The sequence below is a fragment of the Arthrobacter sp. TmtSoilC77 genome, from assembly GCF_059739415.1.
Map to the genome: position 1 here is coordinate 1,507,890 of NZ_AP046050.1, position 20,721 is coordinate 1,528,610.

The 20,721-nt window shown below is 63.4% G+C and carries 17 protein-coding genes; 4 read left to right on the forward strand and 13 right to left on the reverse strand.

Annotated features, from left to right (window positions below; genetic code table 11):
* Window positions 1-83: 83 nt before the first annotated feature.
* The 3 genes from AC6I99_RS07025 to AC6I99_RS07035 are packed head-to-tail and all read right to left on the reverse strand — an operon-like array spanning window position 84 to window position 2,437.
* A complete protein-coding gene (locus AC6I99_RS07025) occupies window positions 84-305 on the reverse strand; it encodes an SCO4848 family membrane protein (protein ID WP_224166858.1) in 222 nt (73 codons plus the stop codon).
* 1 nt (window position 306) lies between these two features.
* Window positions 307-804 carry a DUF2505 domain-containing protein gene (locus AC6I99_RS07030; protein ID WP_224091751.1) on the reverse strand — a complete coding sequence of 166 codons (498 nt, stop codon included), beginning with the start codon at window positions 802-804 and terminating at the stop codon, window positions 307-309.
* 49 nt (window positions 805-853) lie between these two features.
* Entirely contained in the window at window positions 854-2,437 is a 1,584-nt protein-coding gene (locus AC6I99_RS07035; RefSeq protein WP_497945633.1) for an SDR family oxidoreductase, read from the reverse strand.
* 57 nt (window positions 2,438-2,494) lie between these two features.
* Between AC6I99_RS07035 and mfd the strand changes: the two genes are divergently transcribed.
* From mfd to AC6I99_RS07055, 4 genes are all read left to right on the forward strand, one after another.
* Entirely contained in the window at window positions 2,495-6,127 is a 3,633-nt protein-coding gene (gene mfd, locus AC6I99_RS07040; protein WP_497945631.1) for a transcription-repair coupling factor, read from the forward strand.
* A gap of 4 nt (window positions 6,128-6,131) precedes the next feature.
* The gene (locus AC6I99_RS07045; protein WP_224166861.1) at window positions 6,132-6,941 is read left to right on the forward strand and encodes a metal-dependent hydrolase; all 810 of its coding nucleotides are present in this window, start codon (window positions 6,132-6,134) and stop codon (window positions 6,939-6,941) included.
* Between the two features lie 126 nt (window positions 6,942-7,067).
* Window positions 7,068-7,865, forward strand: a complete 798-nt coding sequence (locus AC6I99_RS07050) for a glycosyltransferase (RefSeq protein WP_497945630.1) — start codon at window positions 7,068-7,070, stop codon at window positions 7,863-7,865.
* The gene (locus AC6I99_RS07055) at window positions 7,862-9,298 is read left to right on the forward strand and encodes a glycosyltransferase family 4 protein (RefSeq protein ID WP_497945628.1); all 1,437 of its coding nucleotides are present in this window, start codon (window positions 7,862-7,864) and stop codon (window positions 9,296-9,298) included. Before AC6I99_RS07050 ends, AC6I99_RS07055 begins: the two co-directional genes overlap by 4 nt.
* Before the next feature lie 123 nt (window positions 9,299-9,421).
* Here the strand turns inward: AC6I99_RS07055 and AC6I99_RS07060 are convergent, their stop codons facing one another.
* The 10 genes from AC6I99_RS07060 to AC6I99_RS07105 form a co-directional block, all read right to left on the reverse strand.
* Window positions 9,422-9,649, reverse strand: coding sequence for a hypothetical protein (locus AC6I99_RS07060; protein ID WP_224091770.1), 228 nt, complete (start codon window positions 9,647-9,649; stop codon window positions 9,422-9,424).
* 52 nt (window positions 9,650-9,701) lie between these two features.
* Complete coding sequence (gene deoC, locus AC6I99_RS07065) at window positions 9,702-10,394, reverse strand: deoxyribose-phosphate aldolase (protein WP_224091772.1); 693 nt, start codon at window positions 10,392-10,394, stop codon at window positions 9,702-9,704.
* 129 nt (window positions 10,395-10,523) lie between these two features.
* Entirely contained in the window at window positions 10,524-11,399 is an 876-nt protein-coding gene (locus AC6I99_RS07070) for an FAD-dependent oxidoreductase (protein ID WP_497945623.1), read from the reverse strand.
* A gap of 142 nt (window positions 11,400-11,541) precedes the next feature.
* The gene (locus AC6I99_RS07075; RefSeq protein WP_497945621.1) at window positions 11,542-12,903 is read right to left on the reverse strand and encodes a patatin-like phospholipase family protein; all 1,362 of its coding nucleotides are present in this window, start codon (window positions 12,901-12,903) and stop codon (window positions 11,542-11,544) included.
* A complete protein-coding gene (locus tag AC6I99_RS07080) occupies window positions 12,900-13,394 on the reverse strand; it encodes a hypothetical protein (protein ID WP_497945619.1) in 495 nt (164 codons plus the stop codon). The genes AC6I99_RS07075 and AC6I99_RS07080 overlap by 4 nt, the downstream gene beginning before the upstream one ends.
* On the reverse strand, window positions 13,391-13,873 hold the full coding sequence (locus AC6I99_RS07085; protein WP_224166867.1) for a DUF1772 domain-containing protein: 483 nt from the start codon (window positions 13,871-13,873) through the stop codon (window positions 13,391-13,393). Before AC6I99_RS07085 ends, AC6I99_RS07080 begins: the two co-directional genes overlap by 4 nt.
* Complete coding sequence (locus tag AC6I99_RS07090; protein ID WP_497945615.1) at window positions 13,870-14,856, reverse strand: acetoacetate decarboxylase family protein; 987 nt, start codon at window positions 14,854-14,856, stop codon at window positions 13,870-13,872. The genes AC6I99_RS07085 and AC6I99_RS07090 overlap by 4 nt, the downstream gene beginning before the upstream one ends.
* Window positions 14,853-15,908 (reverse strand): alpha/beta hydrolase family protein, encoded by a 1,056-nt coding sequence (locus AC6I99_RS07095; protein ID WP_497960684.1) that lies wholly within the window; start codon window positions 15,906-15,908, stop codon window positions 14,853-14,855. Before AC6I99_RS07095 ends, AC6I99_RS07090 begins: the two co-directional genes overlap by 4 nt.
* On the reverse strand, window positions 15,905-17,935 hold the full coding sequence (locus tag AC6I99_RS07100; protein ID WP_497945609.1) for a hypothetical protein: 2,031 nt from the start codon (window positions 17,933-17,935) through the stop codon (window positions 15,905-15,907). The genes AC6I99_RS07095 and AC6I99_RS07100 overlap by 4 nt, the downstream gene beginning before the upstream one ends.
* Window positions 17,932-20,664, reverse strand: a complete 2,733-nt coding sequence (locus AC6I99_RS07105) for a GMC oxidoreductase (RefSeq protein ID WP_497945606.1) — start codon at window positions 20,662-20,664, stop codon at window positions 17,932-17,934. Before AC6I99_RS07105 ends, AC6I99_RS07100 begins: the two co-directional genes overlap by 4 nt.
* Window positions 20,665-20,721: the final 57 nt, after the last annotated feature.

The following is a 20,721-nucleotide window of genomic DNA, read 5'->3' on the forward strand; positions in this document are numbered from 1 at the left end:
AGTCTACCCAACTGGGTCGCAGTAGAGCGCGTTATGAGGGCTCAAAACGCGCACTACTGCGACCTAGTTGGGTGGGACGAGAGTTAGGAAACGAGCCCTGCAACCCCTATGGCCGCCGTCGCGAGTCCCAGCACCATGGAAATGGAGACCAGGACGACGTGGACAGTGAGGAACCTGGTGGCCTTGCCGGCGGCGTCGCGGGCCCGGGGGTCCTTCATGACACGCTTCAGGAACTGCGGCCATACAACCAGGGACCACACTCCGGCAACGATCAGGACCCAGCCCAGAATGGCGGGGAGCTGCATGCTAGTGGCTTTCGAGCCAGGCCTGCGCCTGCTGCGACTGGATGTTCAGGGCCTTGCCAACCATCGGCTCAGCAGCATCGGCGATCTTGCCGCCCAGGAACGGAACCGACGAGGAAACGTTGCCCTCAAGCTCGATCCGGGTGTTCCCGCCTTCAGCCACGAGGCGCTGGACTGCCGTGACGTCGAGCGGAGCGCCGGAGACCTTAAGGGCAATCTTGCTGGCGCGGGAGCCGTCGGCTGCCGGTGCCTCCCACTGCTCGGTCTGCGTGACAGTCAGGCTCTCGCCGACGAACTTGCGGGCGATATCCGGCAGGCGGGTAGTGGGGAGCGTACGAACCGTGGTGGTGCTGAAAGCGCCGGCGGGGTCGCCGTCGATCGTGAACGATTCCAAGGAGCCGCCCACCAGTTCACTCGTGTGGCGCAGGAAGTCTTCGTCGACAAATACGGCCGCAACGCGGTCAACGCTGTGGGGCAGGGTGGTGGATGCACTCAGGGCCATGGGTCCTCCGTGGATATGTTGGTGGTGAAGCTTTTTAGCTCCCAACATCCTACGGGGTGTCCGTGGCCACGCCGGAACCCTGCTCCTGTTCCTGCGACTGTTCCTGCTGTTGAAGCGCGGTTGCTGCCGCGGAAATGTTCCGTGCCATGGACGGGAAGATGATCCCGTGGAACGGGTACACGCCCAGCCAATAAAGTCTGCCCGCCAAACCGCGTGGAAAGAAGATGGCGCGTTGCTTGTAAAGGCTCCCGCCGCCGTCGGGCTCCACCGCCAACTCAAGCCATGCACGCCCGGGTGCCCGCATCTCGGCCCGGAGACGCAGCAAATGTCCGCGGTCTATGGCTTCCACCCGCCACCAGTCCACCACCTCGCCGCTGCCCAGCCTCTTTGGATGCCTTCGTCCCCTCAACAGGCCCGCGCCGCCGGTGAGCTTGTCCAGCCATCCACGTACCCGCCATGCCAGCGGAAGTGAGTACCAGCCGTTCTTGCCACCGATGCCCTCAATGATGGTCCACACATGCTCAGGCTTCGCGTCGCTGTGGAAGGTCCGCTCGTCCAGGAAGACCTTGTAACCGGCCCAATCGGGATCGCTGGGAAGAGGGTCGGCGTCGATTCCGGCATTTGCCCAGGTGGTCTCCACCTGCCCGTCGCGTTCCTTGCCCAAAGCCAAGCCGACGGCACGGCGGTACGGCGTCAGGCCGCCGTCGGGCTGGGGAATGTAATGATCGACGTCGTACTCCCGCGACACGGCATCGTGCTGCAGTGACTGCACCAGCGGCAAGGACATGGAGAGCGGAATGGGCGTGACCAGTGCAACCCAAAGCCCGGCGAGTTTGGGCGCCGGAACCGGAAGGGCGATCACCAAACGGCGGGGCAGGCCCCGCTCCAGGGCGTACTCGTTCATCATGTCCTTGTACTTCAGGACGTCCCGGGAGCCGATATCGAACGTCCGGTTCAGGCCGTCCGGGAGCGTTGCAGCAGCCACAAGGTAGTGGAGCACATCCCGCACTGCGATGGCTTCGATGCGGTTATTGACCCAGCTGGGCGCCGGCATGACGGGCAGGGTATCGGCCAAGTGGCGGATCATTTCGAACGACGCCGAACCCGAACCGATAACGACTCCGGCCTGGAACACGATGGAATCCACCTGGGAATCAAGGAAGACGCGTCCCACCGTCTCGCGGGAACGCATGTGCGTGGAGAGCTCTGCGTTCTCCGGGTGCAGGCCGCCGAGGTAGACGATCCTTGTGACGTGTGCCCGGGTGGCTGCGTCCGCCACGAGGCGTGCCATGGCATCTTCCTTCGCCTCGAATCCACTGCCCGAAGCCATGGAGTGAACCAGGTAATAGAGCACATCCACACCCTGGAGTGCGTTCTCCAGGCTTCCGGCGTCGGACAGGGAATCCGTGATGATTTCGACGTCGTCGTGCCATGGAACATCGGCGATTTTCTGCGGGGAGCGGACCACCACCTTCACGCGGTGGCCAGCCTCGAGAAGACGGGGGACCAGGCGGCCTCCAATGTAACCGGTGGCGCCCGTGACGAGGACTGTCTTGGATGGCTGGTTTGGTGATGGCTGCAAAGGAACTCCTGGGCTGGAGGGAGGGGTAGGCTGGAATGACCCGGCATTCATTTGAATTTCCGGGCATTTGTGTTGCCTGCCCTTGGACCCACCCTAGGAGTTTCAGCCATGAGCCTCAACGGTCTGCGCCGCGCACTGGCGGAGGACAAGACTTTTGCGCGCGTCCGAACGGAAGCTCAGCGGCCCTTTTCGGCCCGGAGCACGGACTACCAGATCAGCGCCCCTAACGGGATGCGGGCAGTGCTGCTTGCGGAAATGGCCGATGGCCTTGCTGCCCTGGAAACTGAAACCGGGAGCACGCCTGTTGTGCTGGCGGTCACCGCCACCGGGCGTGAGGCGGAAGACCTGACGGCGGCGCTCGCCTCGTACTTGCCCGCGGAGTCTGTGGCCACCTTTCCCAGTTGGGAAACCCTCCCGCATGAGCGGCTCTCGCCGCGGTCGGACACCGTGGGTCGCAGGCTCTCGGTCCTGCGCCGCCTGACCCACCCTGAAACCTCGACGGCGGCACCCCTGCGTGTGGTGGTTGCCCCGGTTCGCGCCGTGGTCCAGCCGATCGTGGCCGGTTTGGGTGACCTCGTCCCCGTCACGCTGCAGGTAGGGCAGGAACGTTCGTTCACCGATGTTGTCCGCGCCCTCTCCGACGCTGCCTATGCCCGCGTTGACATGGTGACCCACCGAGGCGAATTCGCGGTTCGCGGCGGCATCCTGGACGTTTTCCCGCCCACCGAGGACCACCCCATCCGTGTGGAGTTCTTCGGCGATGAAGTTGACCAGATGCGCTGGTTTGCCGTGGCCGATCAGCGCTCTCTATCTGCACCCGGGATACACCACCCGACGGAACTGCATGCACCGCCGTGCCGCGAAATCCTGATCACGCCCTCCGTCATGTCCCGTGCTGCCAAGCTCAAAGCAGATATGCCGGCGGCGGCTGACATGCTGGAGAAAATCGCGGGTGGGATCGCCGTTGAGGGCATGGAATCCCTGGCCCCGGTGCTGGTGGATGCCATGGTCCCGTTCGTGGACCAGCTTCCGGCCGGTTCCCTGAGCGTGGTCATCGAGCCGGAAAAAGTGCGCACCCGTGCGCACGACCTCGCTGCTACCAACGAAGAGTTCCTGGAAGCTGCTTGGTCAACGGCGTCCGACGGCGGTTCCGCGCCACTGGATCTGTCCTCCCAGGCCTCCACCGACTTGCACGCCGCGAGCTTCCGTTCGCTGACTGACACCCGGTCTGCCGCTTTGGAACACGGGGTGTCCTGGTGGTCCATCACCTCGCTCGCAACTGACGAGGACCTGGTGCTGGACATCGACGTCCTCAACCTCCACGCCCGGGAACCCCGCGGTTACCAGGGCGAGGTGGCGGAAATGCTGGACTTCATTGGCTCCCGTGTCCGGGAGCAGTGGCGCCTGGTGGTTGTTACTGACGGGCCAGGACCTGCCCAGCGCCTGGTTGAGCTGTTCCATGACGCCGATATTCCGTGTGCACGCGTGGACTCGCTGGATAAGGATCCGCAGCCGGGCATCATCGAGGTGACCACTGCCGCCGTCGGACGTGGTTTTGTCCTTGACGGCCTCAAACTGGGTCTTTTGACTGAAGCGGACCTGCTGGGGCGCGCCACCGCCAGTTCCACCAAGGACATGCGGCGCATGCCGTCCAAGCGACGGAATGCCGTGGACCCGTTGCAGTTGCACGCAGGCGACTTTGTGGTCCATGAGCAGCATGGAATCGGCCGGTTCGTGGAGCTCATCCAGCGCAAGGTGACGGGTACGTCGTCGTCCGATGCCGGGCTGCGCGAGTATCTGGTGTTGGAATATGCAGCCTCCAAGCGTGGCGCTCCGGGGGACCGTTTGTTTGTCCCTACGGACCAGCTGGACCAGGTCACGCGCTACGTCGGCGGGGATACCCCGGCGCTCAGCAAGATGGGCGGCGCCGACTGGGCGAGTACCAAGTCCAAGGCACGCAAAGCCGTCAAGGAGATCGCCGGAGAACTCATCCGGCTCTACTCGGCCCGGATGGCATCCCGCGGACACGCCTTCGCTCCGGACACCCCATGGCAACGCGAGCTCGAGGAAGCCTTCCCCTATGTGGAAACCCCGGACCAGCTGACCACTATCAACGAGGTCAAGGCGGACATGGAGCGGGAAATCCCCATGGACCGCCTGGTTTCCGGCGACGTCGGATACGGCAAAACCGAGATCGCCGTCCGGGCGGCCTTCAAAGCCGTCCAGGACGGCAAGCAGGTAGCTGTCCTGGTGCCCACCACGCTGTTGGCCCAGCAGCACTACGAGACCTTCACTGAGCGTTTCTCGGGATTCCCGCTGCGCGTAAAGCCCCTTTCCCGGTTCCAGAGCGGCAAGGAAGCCAAGGAAACCGCCGAGGGCGTCAAGAGCGGTGCGGTGGATGTCGTGATCGGTACGCACCGGCTGCTGTCCAAGGATTTTGAGTTCAAGGACCTGGGTTTGGTGATCGTGGATGAAGAGCAGCGCTTTGGTGTGGAACACAAGGAAGCGCTGAAGAAGATGCGCACCAACGTGGACGTCCTGGCCATGAGTGCCACGCCGATTCCCCGAACCCTGGAAATGTCCTTGACGGGCATCCGGGAGACATCCACCCTGGCAACTCCGCCGGAGGAACGCCACCCGGTACTGACCTATGTGGGTCCCTTCACGAACAAGCAGACGTCAGCGGCCATCCGCCGTGAGCTCATGCGTGAAGGGCAGGTGTTCTTCGTGCATAACCGTGTGTCCTCGATCGAACGAATTGCAGCGCAGATCCGCGAGCTGGTCCCCGAGGCCAGGGTGGAAGTGGCGCACGGCCAGATGTCCGAGAGCCGACTCGAGAAGATCATTGTGGACTTCTGGGAGAAACGGTTCGACGTTTTGGTCTGTACAACCATCATTGAGACCGGGCTGGACATCTCCAACGCCAACACACTGATTGTGGATGGTGCCGACAAGTACGGACTTTCGCAGCTGCACCAGCTCCGTGGCCGTGTTGGCCGTGGCCGTGAACGCGCCTACGCGTACTTCCTCTATCCCTCGGAAAAGCCGTTGGGCGAGGTGGCGCTGGAAAGGCTCAAGGCTGTGGCCGCGCACAACGAACTCGGCGCGGGCATGCAGCTGGCCATGAAGGACCTCGAAATCCGTGGTGCAGGCAACCTGCTGGGCGGGGAGCAGTCCGGCCACATCCAGGGCGTGGGCTTCGACCTCTACATCCGGCTCGTCGGTGAAGCTGTTGCCGAGTACCGCGGTGAGGCCGAAGAGAAGGCCGCCGAGATGAAGATCGAACTGCCCGTCAACGCCCACCTGCCGCATGATTATGTGCCCGGTGAGAGGCTGCGCCTGGAGGCCTACAGGAAACTGGCCGCGGCGGTGACCAATGAAGCTATCGACGAGGTCCTCGCTGAACTCGTGGACCGCTACGGTGAGCCGCCCTTGCCGGCGCAGAACCTCATCGCCGTGGCCCGCTTCAGGGTAGGGGCCCGCGAAGCCGGGCTGTCCGACGTCGCGCTCCAAGGCAACTTCATCCGCTTCTCGCCGGCGCAACTGCCTGAGTCCAAAACCATGCGGCTGAACCGCATGTACCCGGGTTCCCAGGTCAAGCCTGCCTTGGATGCTGTCCTGATCCCCAAGCCCAAGACAGCCAGGATCGGCGGCCGTGATCTCCAGGATGCCGAGATCCTCCAGTGGGCCAACAACGTGATCGAAGCGATCTTCTCAGATGTACCCGTAAAGGCAGGCTAAACGAATGATGGGAGGACACCACGCCGCGTCAGGAGCCGCGGCGTGGATTGCTATTGCCTCTACCGGCCCTTACGCCTTGGGCTGGTACCCGCTGGACTCCACTGGCATCCTCATCGGAGCCATGGCGACGGCGGGCACCGCGTTGGTGTGCGACTGGGACCACCGGCACAGCACCATAGCGAATTCGCTGCCGCCGCTGTCCAATGTGATTGCGGTGGGAATCGAGAAAGCCAGTGGCGGCCACCGGCAAGGGACGCACTCACTCTTGGGAGCCTCGGCCTTCGTTGTGCTGGCGGCCATGGCAGCTCAATTCCAGATGGTCACACCGGTGGGGAAGCTCTCCGTCGGCGCGGGTTTGCTGTGCATGTTCATGATCAACCTTGCCGCCAAGGCTTTGAACCTGTTTCCCAAATCGGGGTGGATCACCAACTGGGTGTTCGCCGTGGTGATGGCTGGCCTGGTGACCTGGTTTGCGCCGGATCAGTGGGGATGGCTGCCGCTGTCAATGCTGACGGGAGTCGTGGTCCACATCGTGGGAGACATGATTACGGTGGGCGGTGTGCCGTTGCTGTGGCCTATCGTCATCAAGCCACCTAAATTCCTGCGGAAATCACTGATCAGTGGCATCTGGCGGGCCAACGGGGCCTTTTCGATTCCGCTGCTGGGCAGGGCAGGATCACGGCGCGAGTGGCTGGTTCTGATTCCTGTCAGCGGATACGCCATGGTGGGCATGGGCGTGGCTGCCTGGGCTCTGGCGGGGCAACACTGGCCGGGTATTTTCTCGGCGCTGGGCGGGATGCTGCAGCTGCCCTGACTCGGTCGGCGCACGGTCCGCATGCACGTCGATTGAAGCTTCCATCAAACCAGCGTCACGACTTGCGGCCTCCCTCCACTTCCAGACGGGCACTTGTACCCAGTTTGGAAAAAATGGAGGGTTTTGATGGATTTGGTCCGTTCACACGGCATCCACACCGGCAGTAGGCAAAGTCTGCCCACACAGGGGCGCGCAGCATCGTTGCGGCGCTCGCACGTTGATCTTGAAGTCATCATTCCGGCGTATAACGAGGCCGCGAGGATTCCCCGCACACTGATCCAGACCACCGACTTCCTGTCCGCCCAGCCGTGGTCCTCGCGGATCGTCGTAGTGGACAACGCCAGCGTGGATGAAACGGGAGCCGTAATTCGTCGTCTCTTCCCTGATGGAGGAACCGCCGTGCCGATTTCGGTGATTGGCTGTTCGCGACGTGGCAAGGGTGCCGCCGTCCGTCGGGGTCTCCTCAGCGGAACGTCGCGGTTCACGGGATTCTTTGATGCTGACATGGCTACTCCGTTGGAAACGCTGACATCCGCAATGTCGTATCTCCAGGAAGGTGCGGCCGCTGTGATTGCTTCCAGGCACGCGCCGGGATCCACCCTGGTACGGCCACAACAGCTTGGGAGACGGATGGGAGGGAAAGTGTTCCGCGCGCTCACCCGAACAAAAGTCAAGGGCATTTTCGATACCCAGTGCGGTTTCAAGTTCTTCGAACGGGACGCGCTCACTGCTGCCATGGTCCAGTGCCGGGCCTCCGGATTTGCCTTCGACGTTGAACTGCTTCTTCGACTTCAACATCAAAACGCCAGGATCATCGAGTTGCCCGTGGCATGGACGGACGGGGCTGAGTCCACTTTCCGGCCCATGCACGACGGCATAGCGAGTTTTGCGTCAGTTCTCCAGCTACAGAAGACCATGCCATGACCGGGGTACTGGCAGCCGAAGCCGCCATCACCGACCTCGCTGGGAAACATGTGCTTGTCCTGAACTGGCGGGACGTCAGGCATTCGCAAGCGGGCGGGGCCGAGCAATATATGCACCAGATTTCCAGGAGATGGGTTGAAAGCCGGACCAAGGTCACGTGGTTTACAGGCCGGGAGCCTGGCCAGTCGGCCGAGGATGTCATCGACGGCATCCGCATCCTCCGGGCGGGAGGGCCTTTGGCTATCTACGCGCAAGCAGCCCGCAGGCTCCTGAAAACAGGCCAGAACTTCGACGCGATTGTGGATTGCCAGAACGGAATCCCCTTCTTTGCACCCTTGTTTGTGTCCGCTAAGACCCCAATAGTCCAACTGGTACACCATGTACACCAGGAGCAATTCAGCACCAGGTTCTCCCCGCCACTTGCGGCCTTGGGACGGTTCCTGGAAAACAGCGGTGCCAAGGCGGTGTATGGCCAGCGGGCCATTGTTGCCGTATCGCCGTCCACGCGGCTGGAACTGCGAAAACTCGGATTTACGGGACCCATTCACGTGGTGCCCAACGGATCCATCGACGTTCCGGCGACCATCGGACCCAAGGATGCGGACCCCACCATCGCCGTGGTCAGCCGCCTCGTGCCGCACAAGCGGCTGGATGTGCTGCTGGGTCAGTTCGCCGCTGCTGCACGGAGCGTTCCCAAGCTGCGCCTGGAAATTGTGGGCGACGGTCCGGAGAGGCCCCGCTTGCAGCAGTTGGCCATGGATCTTGGCCTGGACCATGTGGTGACGTTTCACGGATATCAGCCCAACGCATTCCGCGACAGCCTGCTTAACCGTGCTTGGCTCACTGTGTCGACGTCGGCCTCTGAAGGGTGGGGCTGCTCGGTGATTGAAGCTGCGGCCTGGGGCGTTCCCTGTGTTGCACTGCGCGTTCCAGGTATCAGGGATTCGGTAGTGGACGGAAGGACGGGCTGGCTCGCGGAAACCCCGCAGGAATTTGGCACTGCCCTGGTGACGGCCCTTGAAGCCTTGCTCGATCCCGATACTGCCCTTGAGGTTTCTGCGCAGTGCCAGGAGTGGGCGCGCTGCTTCACCTGGGACCGCAGCTCCGAACTGCTGGCCGCTGTGCTGCTGGAGGAGGCGGAACGCCGGACGAGCACCGAACCGGGCGTCTTTAGCTCGGACATGTCAACGCTCGCACGCTTCGAGCTTCCCGCCGGCGCAGACCTCCGCAGCGTGCTTCGGCGGACAGATGAAATCCGGGAAGTCCGGGGCGAAGTAGAGGTCCTGATTAAGGGGCGCGATGAATTTGAGGCCTCTGCCCTCTTGAATCGCATCTGTGTTGTCGCCGCAGAACTGCGCCCAGCAGGGCCGGGCACCTTGCTGGCAGGGCCGGGGAGCGGTTTCACGCCTTCTGATGCGGTTGACGACCAGTAGGATCGGTGCCCGCAGCGGGCTTCCTGGCGTTGGCTACCATCGCCAAAGGTGCAGACTTCCTGCTTGTCGGAGAAAACAGGATGGCCCGGGCATTAGCCGGGCCATCCCATGTTGCGTGAAAGTTTAGCTTTCGCCGGCTGAGTCCGAGCGGCCAAGGATGGTTTGCGGAATCCAGAATGCGAGGGCGAACAGGCCCAGGCACACGGCCATCGGCCACGGGTTGTCCAGGCTGAGGAAGGACAGGGAGTAGATGGCGCCCAGGAAGAGCACGATCATAATCACGAACAGGACAATGCTTACGCCGAGGTTGTTCTCTTTTTCAATGGGCGCGCTTGTTGCGTTCTTGGACATTCATTCCTCCTCGGCCCCGCAGGGCTCAAAATCTGTGGCTGTCGCGGACGCCTCAGTAATCCGATGAACCTTGTTCACCTTTGACAATGGCTATTCCGGAACTCGCTCCGATACGTGTTGCACCAGCAGCAATCATAGCCTGTGCGTCAGCCAGGGACCGCACTCCGCCTGACGCTTTGACCCCAACATCGGGCCCTACCGTCTTGCGCATCAAGGCAACATCCTCAACTGTGGCTCCGCCGCCATTGAATCCGGTGGAGGTCTTGACGAAGTCGGCTCCTGCTTCCACGGCGGCTTCGCAGGCAATGACCTTCTGTTCATCGGTCAACATGGACGTCTCGATGATGACCTTCAGGATTGCCTCGCCGGCGTGGACAGCTTCGGCGACGGCGGTGATGTCATCCACCAGGGCGCCTTTGTCATTCGCACGGGCGGCCGCCATGTTGATCACCATGTCGATTTCATCCGCGCCGTCCAAAACTGCGCCTCGGGCTTCGAACGCCTTGACGTCGCTGGGCGTGGCGCCGAGGGGGAAAGCGATGACGGAGCAGGTCAGTACGCCCGAGCCTTTGAGGGCCTTGGTGACGGTCTTGACCCAGATCGGATTGACGCAGACGGACTTGAATTTGTACTCGACGGCCTCGGCGCACACCTTCAAAACCTCGGCCTCGCTGGCCTCGGGCTTCAACAGTGTGTGGTCGATGTACGAGGCGATGCTTGCAGGCGCGACGGCTTCGTTGCTCATGGGATCCTTCCGTGCCGGGCGTGGCCGGCCCGATGGCCGCAGGGTTGTCACTGCCCGTCAAAGGACCATCTTGCCACGATCATGTTCCCTCGTGGCACTGCAGCGGTACCACCACGCTGGAGGCAACGGCTATGCCGCCTTCGCGGCCTGCTGGCTGCTGCCCCATGCGCCCAAGAGCATCCCGGAAACGCACAGCATGGCGGAGGACTCGGCAGAGAGGAGAAGGCCCAGGCGAAGGCCGTCGCAGGAAGCGGCATCGCCGATCGCCCAGATGCCCGGAACCGAGGTAGCGAGGTCGCGACCTACTGCGATGCCGCCGTCGGAAGCTATCTGGAGGCCCGCGCTTTCCGCGAGTTCGGCGCGCGCCGTACGTTCTTCGGCGAGGATCACGAGGTCGCCGTTCATGCTGCTGCCGTCTTCGAAGACGATCCCGGTGGCAGGCACTGCGGAATCGGATACAAGCGTGTCTACGTTGGAAGAAACGACGGCGGCTGGGCGGAGGGTGGTGCGGACGGGACGGACTCCGCGGGCCCGGAGCACGGCCTCTGCCTGGCCCGCTGCGGGACCATTGCCCACGAGGATTCCCAACGGCCGCCGGCCAACGATTCTGGTGACGTCCTTGACCGCTTCGCCGATGTTCGCGGCGTCGTCGATAGTGGAGTAGCTGAGGCTGGCTTCGGCTCCGACAACCGGCGGGAGGCTGGGAGCCGACCCCGTGGCGATCACCAGTTGGTCGTAGGAGAACTCCATGCCATCCACCGTGGTGACGATTTTCGCTTCTGCGTCAATGAAACTTGCGGCCTGCCCGAACCGGACCGAGACCTGCGGCAGTTCTGCCAGCTTCAGGAGCGCGTCGGGGCATTCGTCGCGGTTGCTGAGCACGGTGATGGTGCCATCGAAGGGGCGTTGCCGGGAGCCTGATCCATCACCGGCCAGCCGCCGCACCAAAGCCTGGGCGGCCGGACCTGCGCCTGCAATGACAATGTGAACGGGGGTGGAGGACATGTTTGGCCCTTTCGCTGGCGTGACCTGTTGATCATCAGCGTAGAGTCCCGGTTTTTCGCGGGTGTTTCCCCGTTGTTGCCATCTTTTGCAGATCCGTAGTGCACTGTTTACCCGCCGGTAATAACGTGGATCACAGTGGCGGTCAGTACCGTGCCAGCAACTCCCGTAAACCGTTGGCAGCGAAGCTGGCCACTGCCTCTGCCCGGTCAACGAAGCCGTGGGCACCCACGGGCTCTACCGAGGCCAGAAGCCCTGCGGCGTCGGCAAGGCTCATGGTTAGTCCGGCAGTCAGTTTGTCCACCTGCATGCCGTGAACGTGCAATACTGCCTGGCGCGAGTCGGTCCAGGCATCCGGACCGGGATCGTCCCGCAAGGTGCGCGTCAGGGACACGTCCTGCCACCCGCCGTCGAGCCTGATCCGTGCACGGTAGGTGACGTCGTGGCCTTCCGTTTCAACGCGTCCATCCGCGAAAAAGACGCGGCCGCCGAAGAGCGGGTTCTCCAGGTATCCCGTGAACTGCGCGGGCGCACCGGACCCGGCCGTGGGCAGCATGACGGTGGCTTTGAACGTCAGGGGTGAGCCATCCAGTTCTCCACGCAGGGTGTCGTTGAAACGGACGCCCGCAGCCGGTTCTGTCATGGCGGTGCAACCCGCGTCTTTCGGTACGCCGGCTGGTGTCATGGTGTCCAGGTACGCCCGGGCGTCACGGTAACCCATGCCGATCAGGGTGTCGGCGTCGATCCTTCCCAGATAGAACTCGGGGTCAAGCGGGAGCGGATGTTCAGGACGCACCACATGCAGGACAAACTCGCGTCCAGCCGCGCTTGCAACCTCGAAATCCGCAAGGAGGGCTCCCATGGCGCTCATTTCGATCATGTGGACGTACTGCTCCAAGGGCCCGTCGCCCCAATATGGCGAGTTGCCGATGCACCAAATCAGCCACACTTCCTCGGCTCCCCGGCGCAGGGCTTCGGCTACATTGGCGTCACGCATCCAGACCGCATCCGTCCAGATCTTCCCGTCCCGCCGCAGCGGTGTCAGGAAGAGGGGAAGCGACATTCCTGCGGCCATGAGCTCCGCGTCAATCGCTGTGGCATCGATGGCGTGGCATTGCTTCCCGGTGAACTCCACCACGTTGAAGGAACCTTCGACGGCGCCCTGTTCCGCCGTGCGGCTACGGATAGTCGCGTCGTTGATCCCCAGGGCGGGAAAGACCTTGTTCAGGATGCCGTCCGCGTCACCAATAGCGGGCAGCGCCCATGGGCCCTTGAGGTAGTCACCGATCGGCAGTGCCGAGCCGAAGTCCTTAACGTCCACGCCGGACCAGCGCGTGCACATTTCCTTGGGTGTCACCCCGGACAGCAGCATCCCCGCCGTCAGGATCCCTCCGGAACTGCCGTCAACATGCTGGAACTCCAGGCCTTCCTCGGCGAGCGCCCGCATGACGCCGGCCTGCCAGGCTACGCGCATTCCGCCACCGGCGAGCACCAAAGAACGCTTCACAGTTCGGTTCCTGCTGCCATGGCTCCACTGATCCTGCGCCAATAGAGGAACAGGAGCACCGCCGTCGCGAGGTCAAAGAAAGCCACCAGCAGCGCGATGGGTGAGAAGACGCCGTTCAGTACCCCGATTCCGACGGCTCCGAATGCCCCGGTTTTCTGCAGCCCGGACCAGAGCACCACCTCGGGGGAGGGCACGGCGTTGAGCAGTGTGTGGAGGAGCAGTCCGCCCACCACCACCATGAACATGCCCACTGTGCCGAAGAGTTGCCGCATTCCGGGCGTGGAGTCGGCCCCGATCAGTTGCAGGACCGTGCCGCCAAAGGGAACCTGCACGGCACCGGTCAGGACCGTGATGACAGCAATCGCTGCCAGGACGGCGCGCAGTGGATCGGCGGTGGCCCAGGCCATCAGGCCGGGGCGCCGGGCCTGGTGGTGAGGCTGGTTATGGGGCTCGTGATGGTGGGCCGGCTGTGCCGGCTGATGGGCGGTCATGCGAAGGACTCCAGCAGGCGACCGCGGTCAACGAGCAGCCACACCATCGCGGCCCATGTCAGTGTTGAGACGTAGAAGCGGATGTCGTTGAGCATCATCCAGCGTTTGAGCAGGGAGCGGAGTTCGGCGTCGTCTGCGAAGTCGCCGCCGCGGATGCGCTTGTTGATGGGGATGATGATGCCCTGGCCCACCCAGGTCAGGACGATGATGCCCACCAGGCAAATGATGGCTGGTATGACGCGGATGGTGCCCCACTCGGACCACACCAGGATGCCGCCGGAAATGAACATGATGGGCACAACGATGGTGAAGAACTTGGTGGCTGCGCGGGTGGGGATACCGAAGTGCATGTCTACGTTTTCGCGGGCCAACGAGCGCCATGTTGGGTACAGGAAGAATTTGAGGACCCACATGGTGCCCACGTACATGGTTGCGCCGAACAGGAAGTAGAGCGCGTTTATGAGGAGTAGCCAGTTCATTGGATGCTTCCCGGGGTAGCGCGGGGGATGGCGCCGGAGCCTGGTGCCGTGCCTGCGGTCCTGCTCCGGTCCGGCGGTGCCAGCCATTCCTGGCTCTGGCCCAGGTTCACGACGCTGTCCAGCATGTCGCCTCCCCGAAGGGCGGCGGCAGCGGATTCTGAGGGTGCCGTGAGGAACCAGGCTTCGTAGTGGTCGTCCAGGACACCGTGGGCCTGCGGCAGCCAGGCGGTGAAGACCGGCTTACTCTCAACCTGCAGGTTCTTCAAAGGCTCGACGCCGGGCGCGTCACCGAGGATGAGGCGCGCCTTGGCCTGGGCGCCCAGGGCGATGTCTCCGGTGGCTTCGAAGTAGATGTCGGATTTCCAGAGCATGTTCCGGAAGACGCAATAGTTTGAGGCTGCCAGTTTCAGCGGCAACGCCAGGGGTTCAGGACGTTCAATTTCGATGTAGCAACCCAGTTGGCCGTCCTTGTCATATTGTGCTGACACGGTGGAATCAGTGACCACGAAGTCCAGGTTGGCCTGATGCTTGGGCATGCCCCAGATTCCCTTGCCTCCCTTGACGGAAACCTCGGAACTGACGGGGAGGTCCACCACGAACTGGCCCAGCTTGAAGGTTTTTTGGAAGATCAGCGGGAGGATGGGTGGGGCCGGCCTGCTGCCGTGCGTGATGGCGATGGCCAGTGAGTATTCGATGTACTTGCCGATGTCCGTTGACTTGTAGTTGACCACCGTGACCACCAACAGCCCTTTGCCGCCCAGGCTGAAGGGCCGCATCTCCGTGCCCGGGAGTGCTGCCGCCGCGGCTTTCTTGTTGATGGGGAAAGCGGCCATGAGCACGGGGGAGTCGTCGGAATTGACCGGCATGACGTACTTGATGCCATCGGCCAGTGCGTGCTGGCCACGGAGCCGTTCCTGGCGGCGGGGAACCGGGGACGGCATGAGCTTGAGCAGGGGAGTAACCAGTTCGGTGAGTGTTTTCATGAGTTCGGTTCCTTGGTTCCGTTGAGCTCCTGGACGATGACCGGAAAGGTGTCCTGCCATGCGTGATCGCCGAAGAAGACGTCCAGATGGCCATAGCCGGGGATGAGGTGGAGGGAGTCCTTTCCGGGCCGGTGTTGCTGGAAGAATTCGAAGGTGCGTTGCTGGCTCTCGGGAAGGAAACAGAGGTTGTCCAGCCCGGCGATGAATGCGAATCGTGCATCGGTTTGGGGAGCCTCGGCCACGAAGTTATCCGGCAGTTCAGGATGGTCTCCGGCAGCCACCATGTGCCCGGCTTTGATACTGCCGCCCATCTCCTCGAAGAACGTCACCGGGACCTCGGCGAACTCACCGCTGAGCCATTGGTGGGTGGCGTCGTCGAGGTTTTCGTGCGCCCAAAGGGCCGGGCGGCCGCTGCCGTAGGTGAAGCTGACCATCTTGCAGACGATGTTGTCGCACTCGCGGTGCGTGGCTTTGACCAGGCCCCGGATGGCCCGCGTGAAGTAGCCCTGCGATTTATAGCCCCACGCCGGGGACAAGTAGGGGGTAAAGACCTTGACCACCGGCGTCAGGTAGTCGATCTTCAACCGCGAGAACGCCGGCACCACGGGATGAAGGGAGACCGCGTTGGAGACGATCGTGTCCACCTGGGGCAGGAGACCGGCCACCGCGGACATGGTGAACGACGTCGATCCCTGGCAGTGGATGACGGCCTTCATCGTTTCCGCGCCGGTGGCGTTCAACACGTGCTCGACGGCGGCCGGGTGGTCGTACACGGCGGCGTCGGCGAGCATCCAGGACAGGGGATCGAGATCAATGGATGCCCGCCAGTTCAGCATCCACACGTCCCATCCGTCCTCCAGCAGGACGTCCACTATGGTGGTCCGGACCGGAGGCCTGAACAGCTCTGCCCGGACGCCGGAACCGTGGACCAGCATGACCGGCCCTTTGGTCACCTCCACGGGCGATGTCACATGGACCAGGCTCAAAGGGGTGTTGTCCCGGGCCCGGAAAGGGATGACCTCGGTCCGGTGCTCGGCACGGGTGATGATCATGGTGCGGTTCCTTTCCGCGTGATGGTGATGGGTTCTTCAAGCAGCCGCACGGCGGGCAGGCCGGACTCCGGAACCAGCCGCGCGCCGTCGTCGTTCCGGGCCAGCTGCCAATCGCGGCAGACTGTGTCCACCACCAGCGGGTAGACAGTGAGGGTGCCGTCGGCGGCGAGGTGGAGGCGCAGGAAGCCTTTATGGTCTTCGATGGATTGGCCGGACATTTTCCAGGTAGAGACCTCCCCGCTGGGCGTCGCCAGGATGAACAGGGCGAAGGCCTCACTGCCAACGGCCCAGCCGCCCAGGTACACCGCCGCAAGCGCCAGCAGCAGGATGACGACGTCCGGCCAGCCGTTCGGCCAGGGAAGCAGGATCACGACGGCGGCACCCACCGCGAGCGCGGACAGCTGGTAGAGCGCGCCGCGGGTGAAGACCACGATTCCTGCCTTGGCAAGCCCAAGTAGCCGTGCCACCAGTGAGAGGACTGCGAGCAGGAGCGGCACCGCAAGGATCAGGATCACGATGAGGAGCAGCGTGTTTCCACGGGTCAGGCTGCGGAGGCTGTCCACGAAGGATTCCCCGCGGAAGGCGCTGAAGACTGTCCAAAGCGTTAGTGCTGCGATCACGTGCACAATGCCCAGGGACAAACCGAAGCCAGGGTTGCGGATGGGAAGCCAATATTGCGAGAAGGGGTTCGCGAGCCGGGGACCGAGCAACTGGGAATCTCCCTGGTCCGGGTAGAGGGTAGGCATGCGGGTGAAATGGCGGGGTGGGGGTTCCTGGTCCTTGCCGCCGTGGGCGTTTCCGGTTTGGGTGACGCTGGAGGACAGGCCCGGCGCGTTGTCGTGGCAGGGAAGGACGAGGTGCTCCGGGAGCCAATGGGCGTCTGAAAGGTACGCGCCGCCCAGGCCGCAGGTGATCATTTGCGTTCCGTCAGGAGAGGTTTGCTCCTCGTAGCGGGAGTAGTGGTGCAGGTCGCCGGTGAGCCATAGCCGGACGTTTGCGCCGGTGGGCTCGAACAGGCCCGTCACGGGATTGAACCGACGGCGAAGGTAGTCCTGCTCGAAAAAGTTGACCTGCCTGAACTCATTGGGTCCCGGGTGCCCGGCGTCAACCCAAAAGGGAGCTGCCACGCACAGGATGATGGCGTCTCCGGGTTGGAGCCGGAGGGTGACGTTCCGGTAAAAGTAGTCCAGTTGTGGTTCGTCGATGTACTGTCCGAGCTGGCTGTCCAGGCCCAGGATCCACCAGCCGGGCGTGCCGTCCTGCCGTTCGCCGGAAGCCTCCGTGGGCGATTGACCCGTGAGCCGGACCGCGAAGTAGCTGCGGGTCTGGATGGTCCGCCAGCCCCCGATGCTCCGTTGCCGGGTGAACATCCGGATGAACGAAGTGAGGCCGTCGTACCAGTCGTGGTTGCCGGGGAGCGCGAGCATGATGGGTGTCTCGTTGTGGGGCCCACTCTGCGTGCTTGGCACGGGTTTTAGGGCGCTCAGCGGGCCCTGCAACGCAGGACTGGGGAGCGCCATCCGGTATGGTCCTGCCATCCGGTTCTCGTAGGCGGCCGGTGAGGCAACGGGGTACACCTCATCGCCGCCCAGGACCAGGACCCTCCCGCGGGGAAGATCATGGCCGTCAACCGTTAGCTTGTCCTCGGCAAGCAGCAGCGCGACGGAGTAGGTCGCGTCGAAGCCGTCTCCAAGATCGGCGGTGTAATCGAGCCATAGGTCCACGGGCGCCAAGGGCTCGCTGGGCTTTGCGGTGCGGGACGCTTCAAGCTCCCCGGGCGACGGGAGCCCTCGGCTTGTGACCGGCGGCTGGGCCGGTTGGCCAGGGACGGGGAGTTTGTCCAAGCGCAAGGGATCCCCAGGGAAGCTCCCCTCGAGTTCCCTCTTGTCGCCGAAGTCCGCGAACACAGTAGCTGCCATGACCTTCAATGCCGTCCGTGCCAGGGACATCGGCGAGAGCCAGCGAACCGCTGCCTGGGGAGTGAAGCCCAGGACAGCACGATGCCTCGCAAGCTCCCAGCTCTTCATCTGCGTGGCCGTCGCAGTGGGCTCCGGACCGGGAACGGAACCCGTTTGAGGCCCCGCCCGTAGACCTGCCACAACTCACCGGCGAACAATTTCATGAAGGACGCCAAACCCGCGGCCAGCGCCGGACCCTCGGCACGGAAGGTGGTCAGCTGCTTGGCGAAGTCCAGCGGGCGGATGTACAGAATCCCGGCACCGAAGACGTCCTCCTCGCCGGGCTCTTGGACGTCAGAGGCTTCCGACGGCGGAACGTGGCCACGCAGGATTCTCGCGTACAGCGTTGTGGTGTCCTGCCAAATATCCAGCCCTGCCTCGTTATGGATCAACTTGTACCCGGTGAACGTGAACGGTGTCCCGCCCGGGTCCCGCAGCCACAACCGGTACAGCATGCGCCTGGCCGGCCTGCCGTCGTCGGAAGCGTCCTCCACAAAGAGGTTGAACCAGCCGCGCTCCACAGGCATCCGGCCACCGAAAAAGTCTGCGAGCACATACCCCTCCGCCTTCGCAGGGTGGCTCGGATCCTCCACAAACGCGTCCATGTCCTCTGCGGTAATCGTCAGCTCGAACATGATCCTGCGGCTCCGGTCCCTGCCCAGGCTTCGCCCCTTCTCCGGGTCAGTGATTCCCGGGCTGAACCAGCCATGCATCTGCTCCGTGAACCGTACAGACGTCCGCGCGTCTCTTGCAGCCGGTTGCTGGTCCGGCAGTTGCGGCAACCCCAAACCACGGCTCCTGGTTCCCGTCGTGGCAGCTGCGCCATCCTCAACTGCGCTCGCAGGCCGCTCCTCCCGCGCACCCTTGCCCTTGGTCGCGTCCGGCGCCAATTCGCGCGGAACCGAGGCGTCGACGTCGTTCGCAGTGTCGTCAGCGCCAAGCAGATCATCACTGGTCCAGTCGTCACTTCCGGCAGTATCGGCAGGGGAAATTCCCCTGTGTCCGGCACTGTAAGTGTCTTTAAGGACGTGGCCGTCCTCCAGGATGTGGTGGCATGCGCGTTCGGCGAAAGCGGAAATGGTCAGCGAAGGGTTGGCGCCCACCGGGCCAGGCATGGCTGCCCCGTCCATGACGAACAAGCCGGGATAACCGAACACCTCACCATAGGAGTCACACACCGCCTCGCCGGGATGGCGGCCGGATGGTGCGCCGCCAATCGGGTGGACCGTGATGACGCGCTTGGCCCACCACAGGGGGTTGTCGATGAAGTCCCCGTCGAGGTCCTTGGCGATCTCGGACATCGTTCCGCGGACGCGTCCGAAGTAGTCCTTGGACGTGGCCATGGTCCATGCGATAGCGAGCCTTCCGTCGCGAAGGGTCATGACGCCGTCGGGGATATCCCTTCCCATCCCGAGCAGCGGCACGGAACTGGAGGATAGGCGACCGTCACCCAGTGCGGCGGCGAGGTCGGCCGAAACGTTGGACCGCCCGGCGTCGAACAATCTGTCCTTCAGCAGTTGACGGGCAACCTTGGCTGTCCGCTTAACGGTGGTGCTGAGCTGGGCGGTCTCCATGAGCCAGTTCATGAAGGCCGGATACCCGGCGTCCTCCACGTAGTAGCCGCGGCCATCGCCGTCGTCGTCGTTGGAATCGGGAATCCGGATCGCTGTGGTGATGACTGGCCCGCGGCTGCCGGTGAGTGTTCGCACTCCCGGTGGCGAACCATTCGCGCCAGGAGTTTTGGCGCCCATGATGAACGTCAGCAGATCGCCGTTGCCGCTGAAACGGGTGCCCAGGGCGTCGCTCAGGGCGGGCAGTGAGCTTCGGTTACGCAGGAGCAGGAAGTTGGTGCCGAACGTGCCGGCGCCAAGGATGAGCCGGCGGCAGTGAATGATTCGTTCCTTGAGGAGTTCGCCTTGGCGCTCAGGATCGTGCACCACATAGCGGACCTCGTATCCTCCCCTTGCAAGTGGCCTGATCCCGCGGACATCGTGGAATGTGCGGATATCCGCCCCCTGATGAGCGGCTGCCGAGATGTAGTTGTGGTCCAGCGTGTTCTTGGCACCGGCGTTGCAGCCTATGTCGCATTCACCGCTGAGCGTGCACGTGGTCCGGACGGTGTTTGGACCGTGGATGCTGCCGTACTCCGGGAGGGGGAGTGGCCTGTTGGTTTGAGGTTCCTTGGTGGGCTCCGTGGAAAACGTGACGGCAATGGGTGGCCTGCTGATGGGTAGGCCGAGGGTTGCGGCTGTCTTCTCCATGGCCAGGGTTTTGGGCGTGTCATGGTACGGATAACGGACCGGTTGGAGCATGTCTTCTGCGGCCTTGTAGTACGGGTCAAGGTCCGCCCGCGTGAAAGGCCAATTCTCGTAACCGCCGCCAGGGATGGGGGACTCGTTGACGAACCATTTCTCGTCCTTGCGCAGGAGGACGTTGGCGTAGATTAGAGAACCGCCGCCCAGGCCACTGGACACCAGGCCCTCCGTGCCCCGGAATGTCCAGGCATCAAAAAGCCCATACAGACCGCGGTCCGGGTCCCAGAAATTCCGGCCCATCTCCGCGGGCGAACGCGCGAAACTACCGGGCGGATAGGGCTTGCCACGTTCCATGAGCACCACGGATTGTCCGGCCTCGGCCAGGCGAAGTGCAGCCACCGAACCACCGAACCCGGAACCGACCACCACGGCGTCAACTTCTTCGATGTGGTGTCTTTCGATGTCCTGTGCACTGTGGCGTGCCGGATCGGGTGCGGGATCCGCACCCGTATTCCCGCTGTTCCCGGTCCCCAGACGACCCATGGCCGTTCCTCTCAGAGGAAAGCTGACATGAAGGCAGCTCCGGCGTGACCGGGCGGT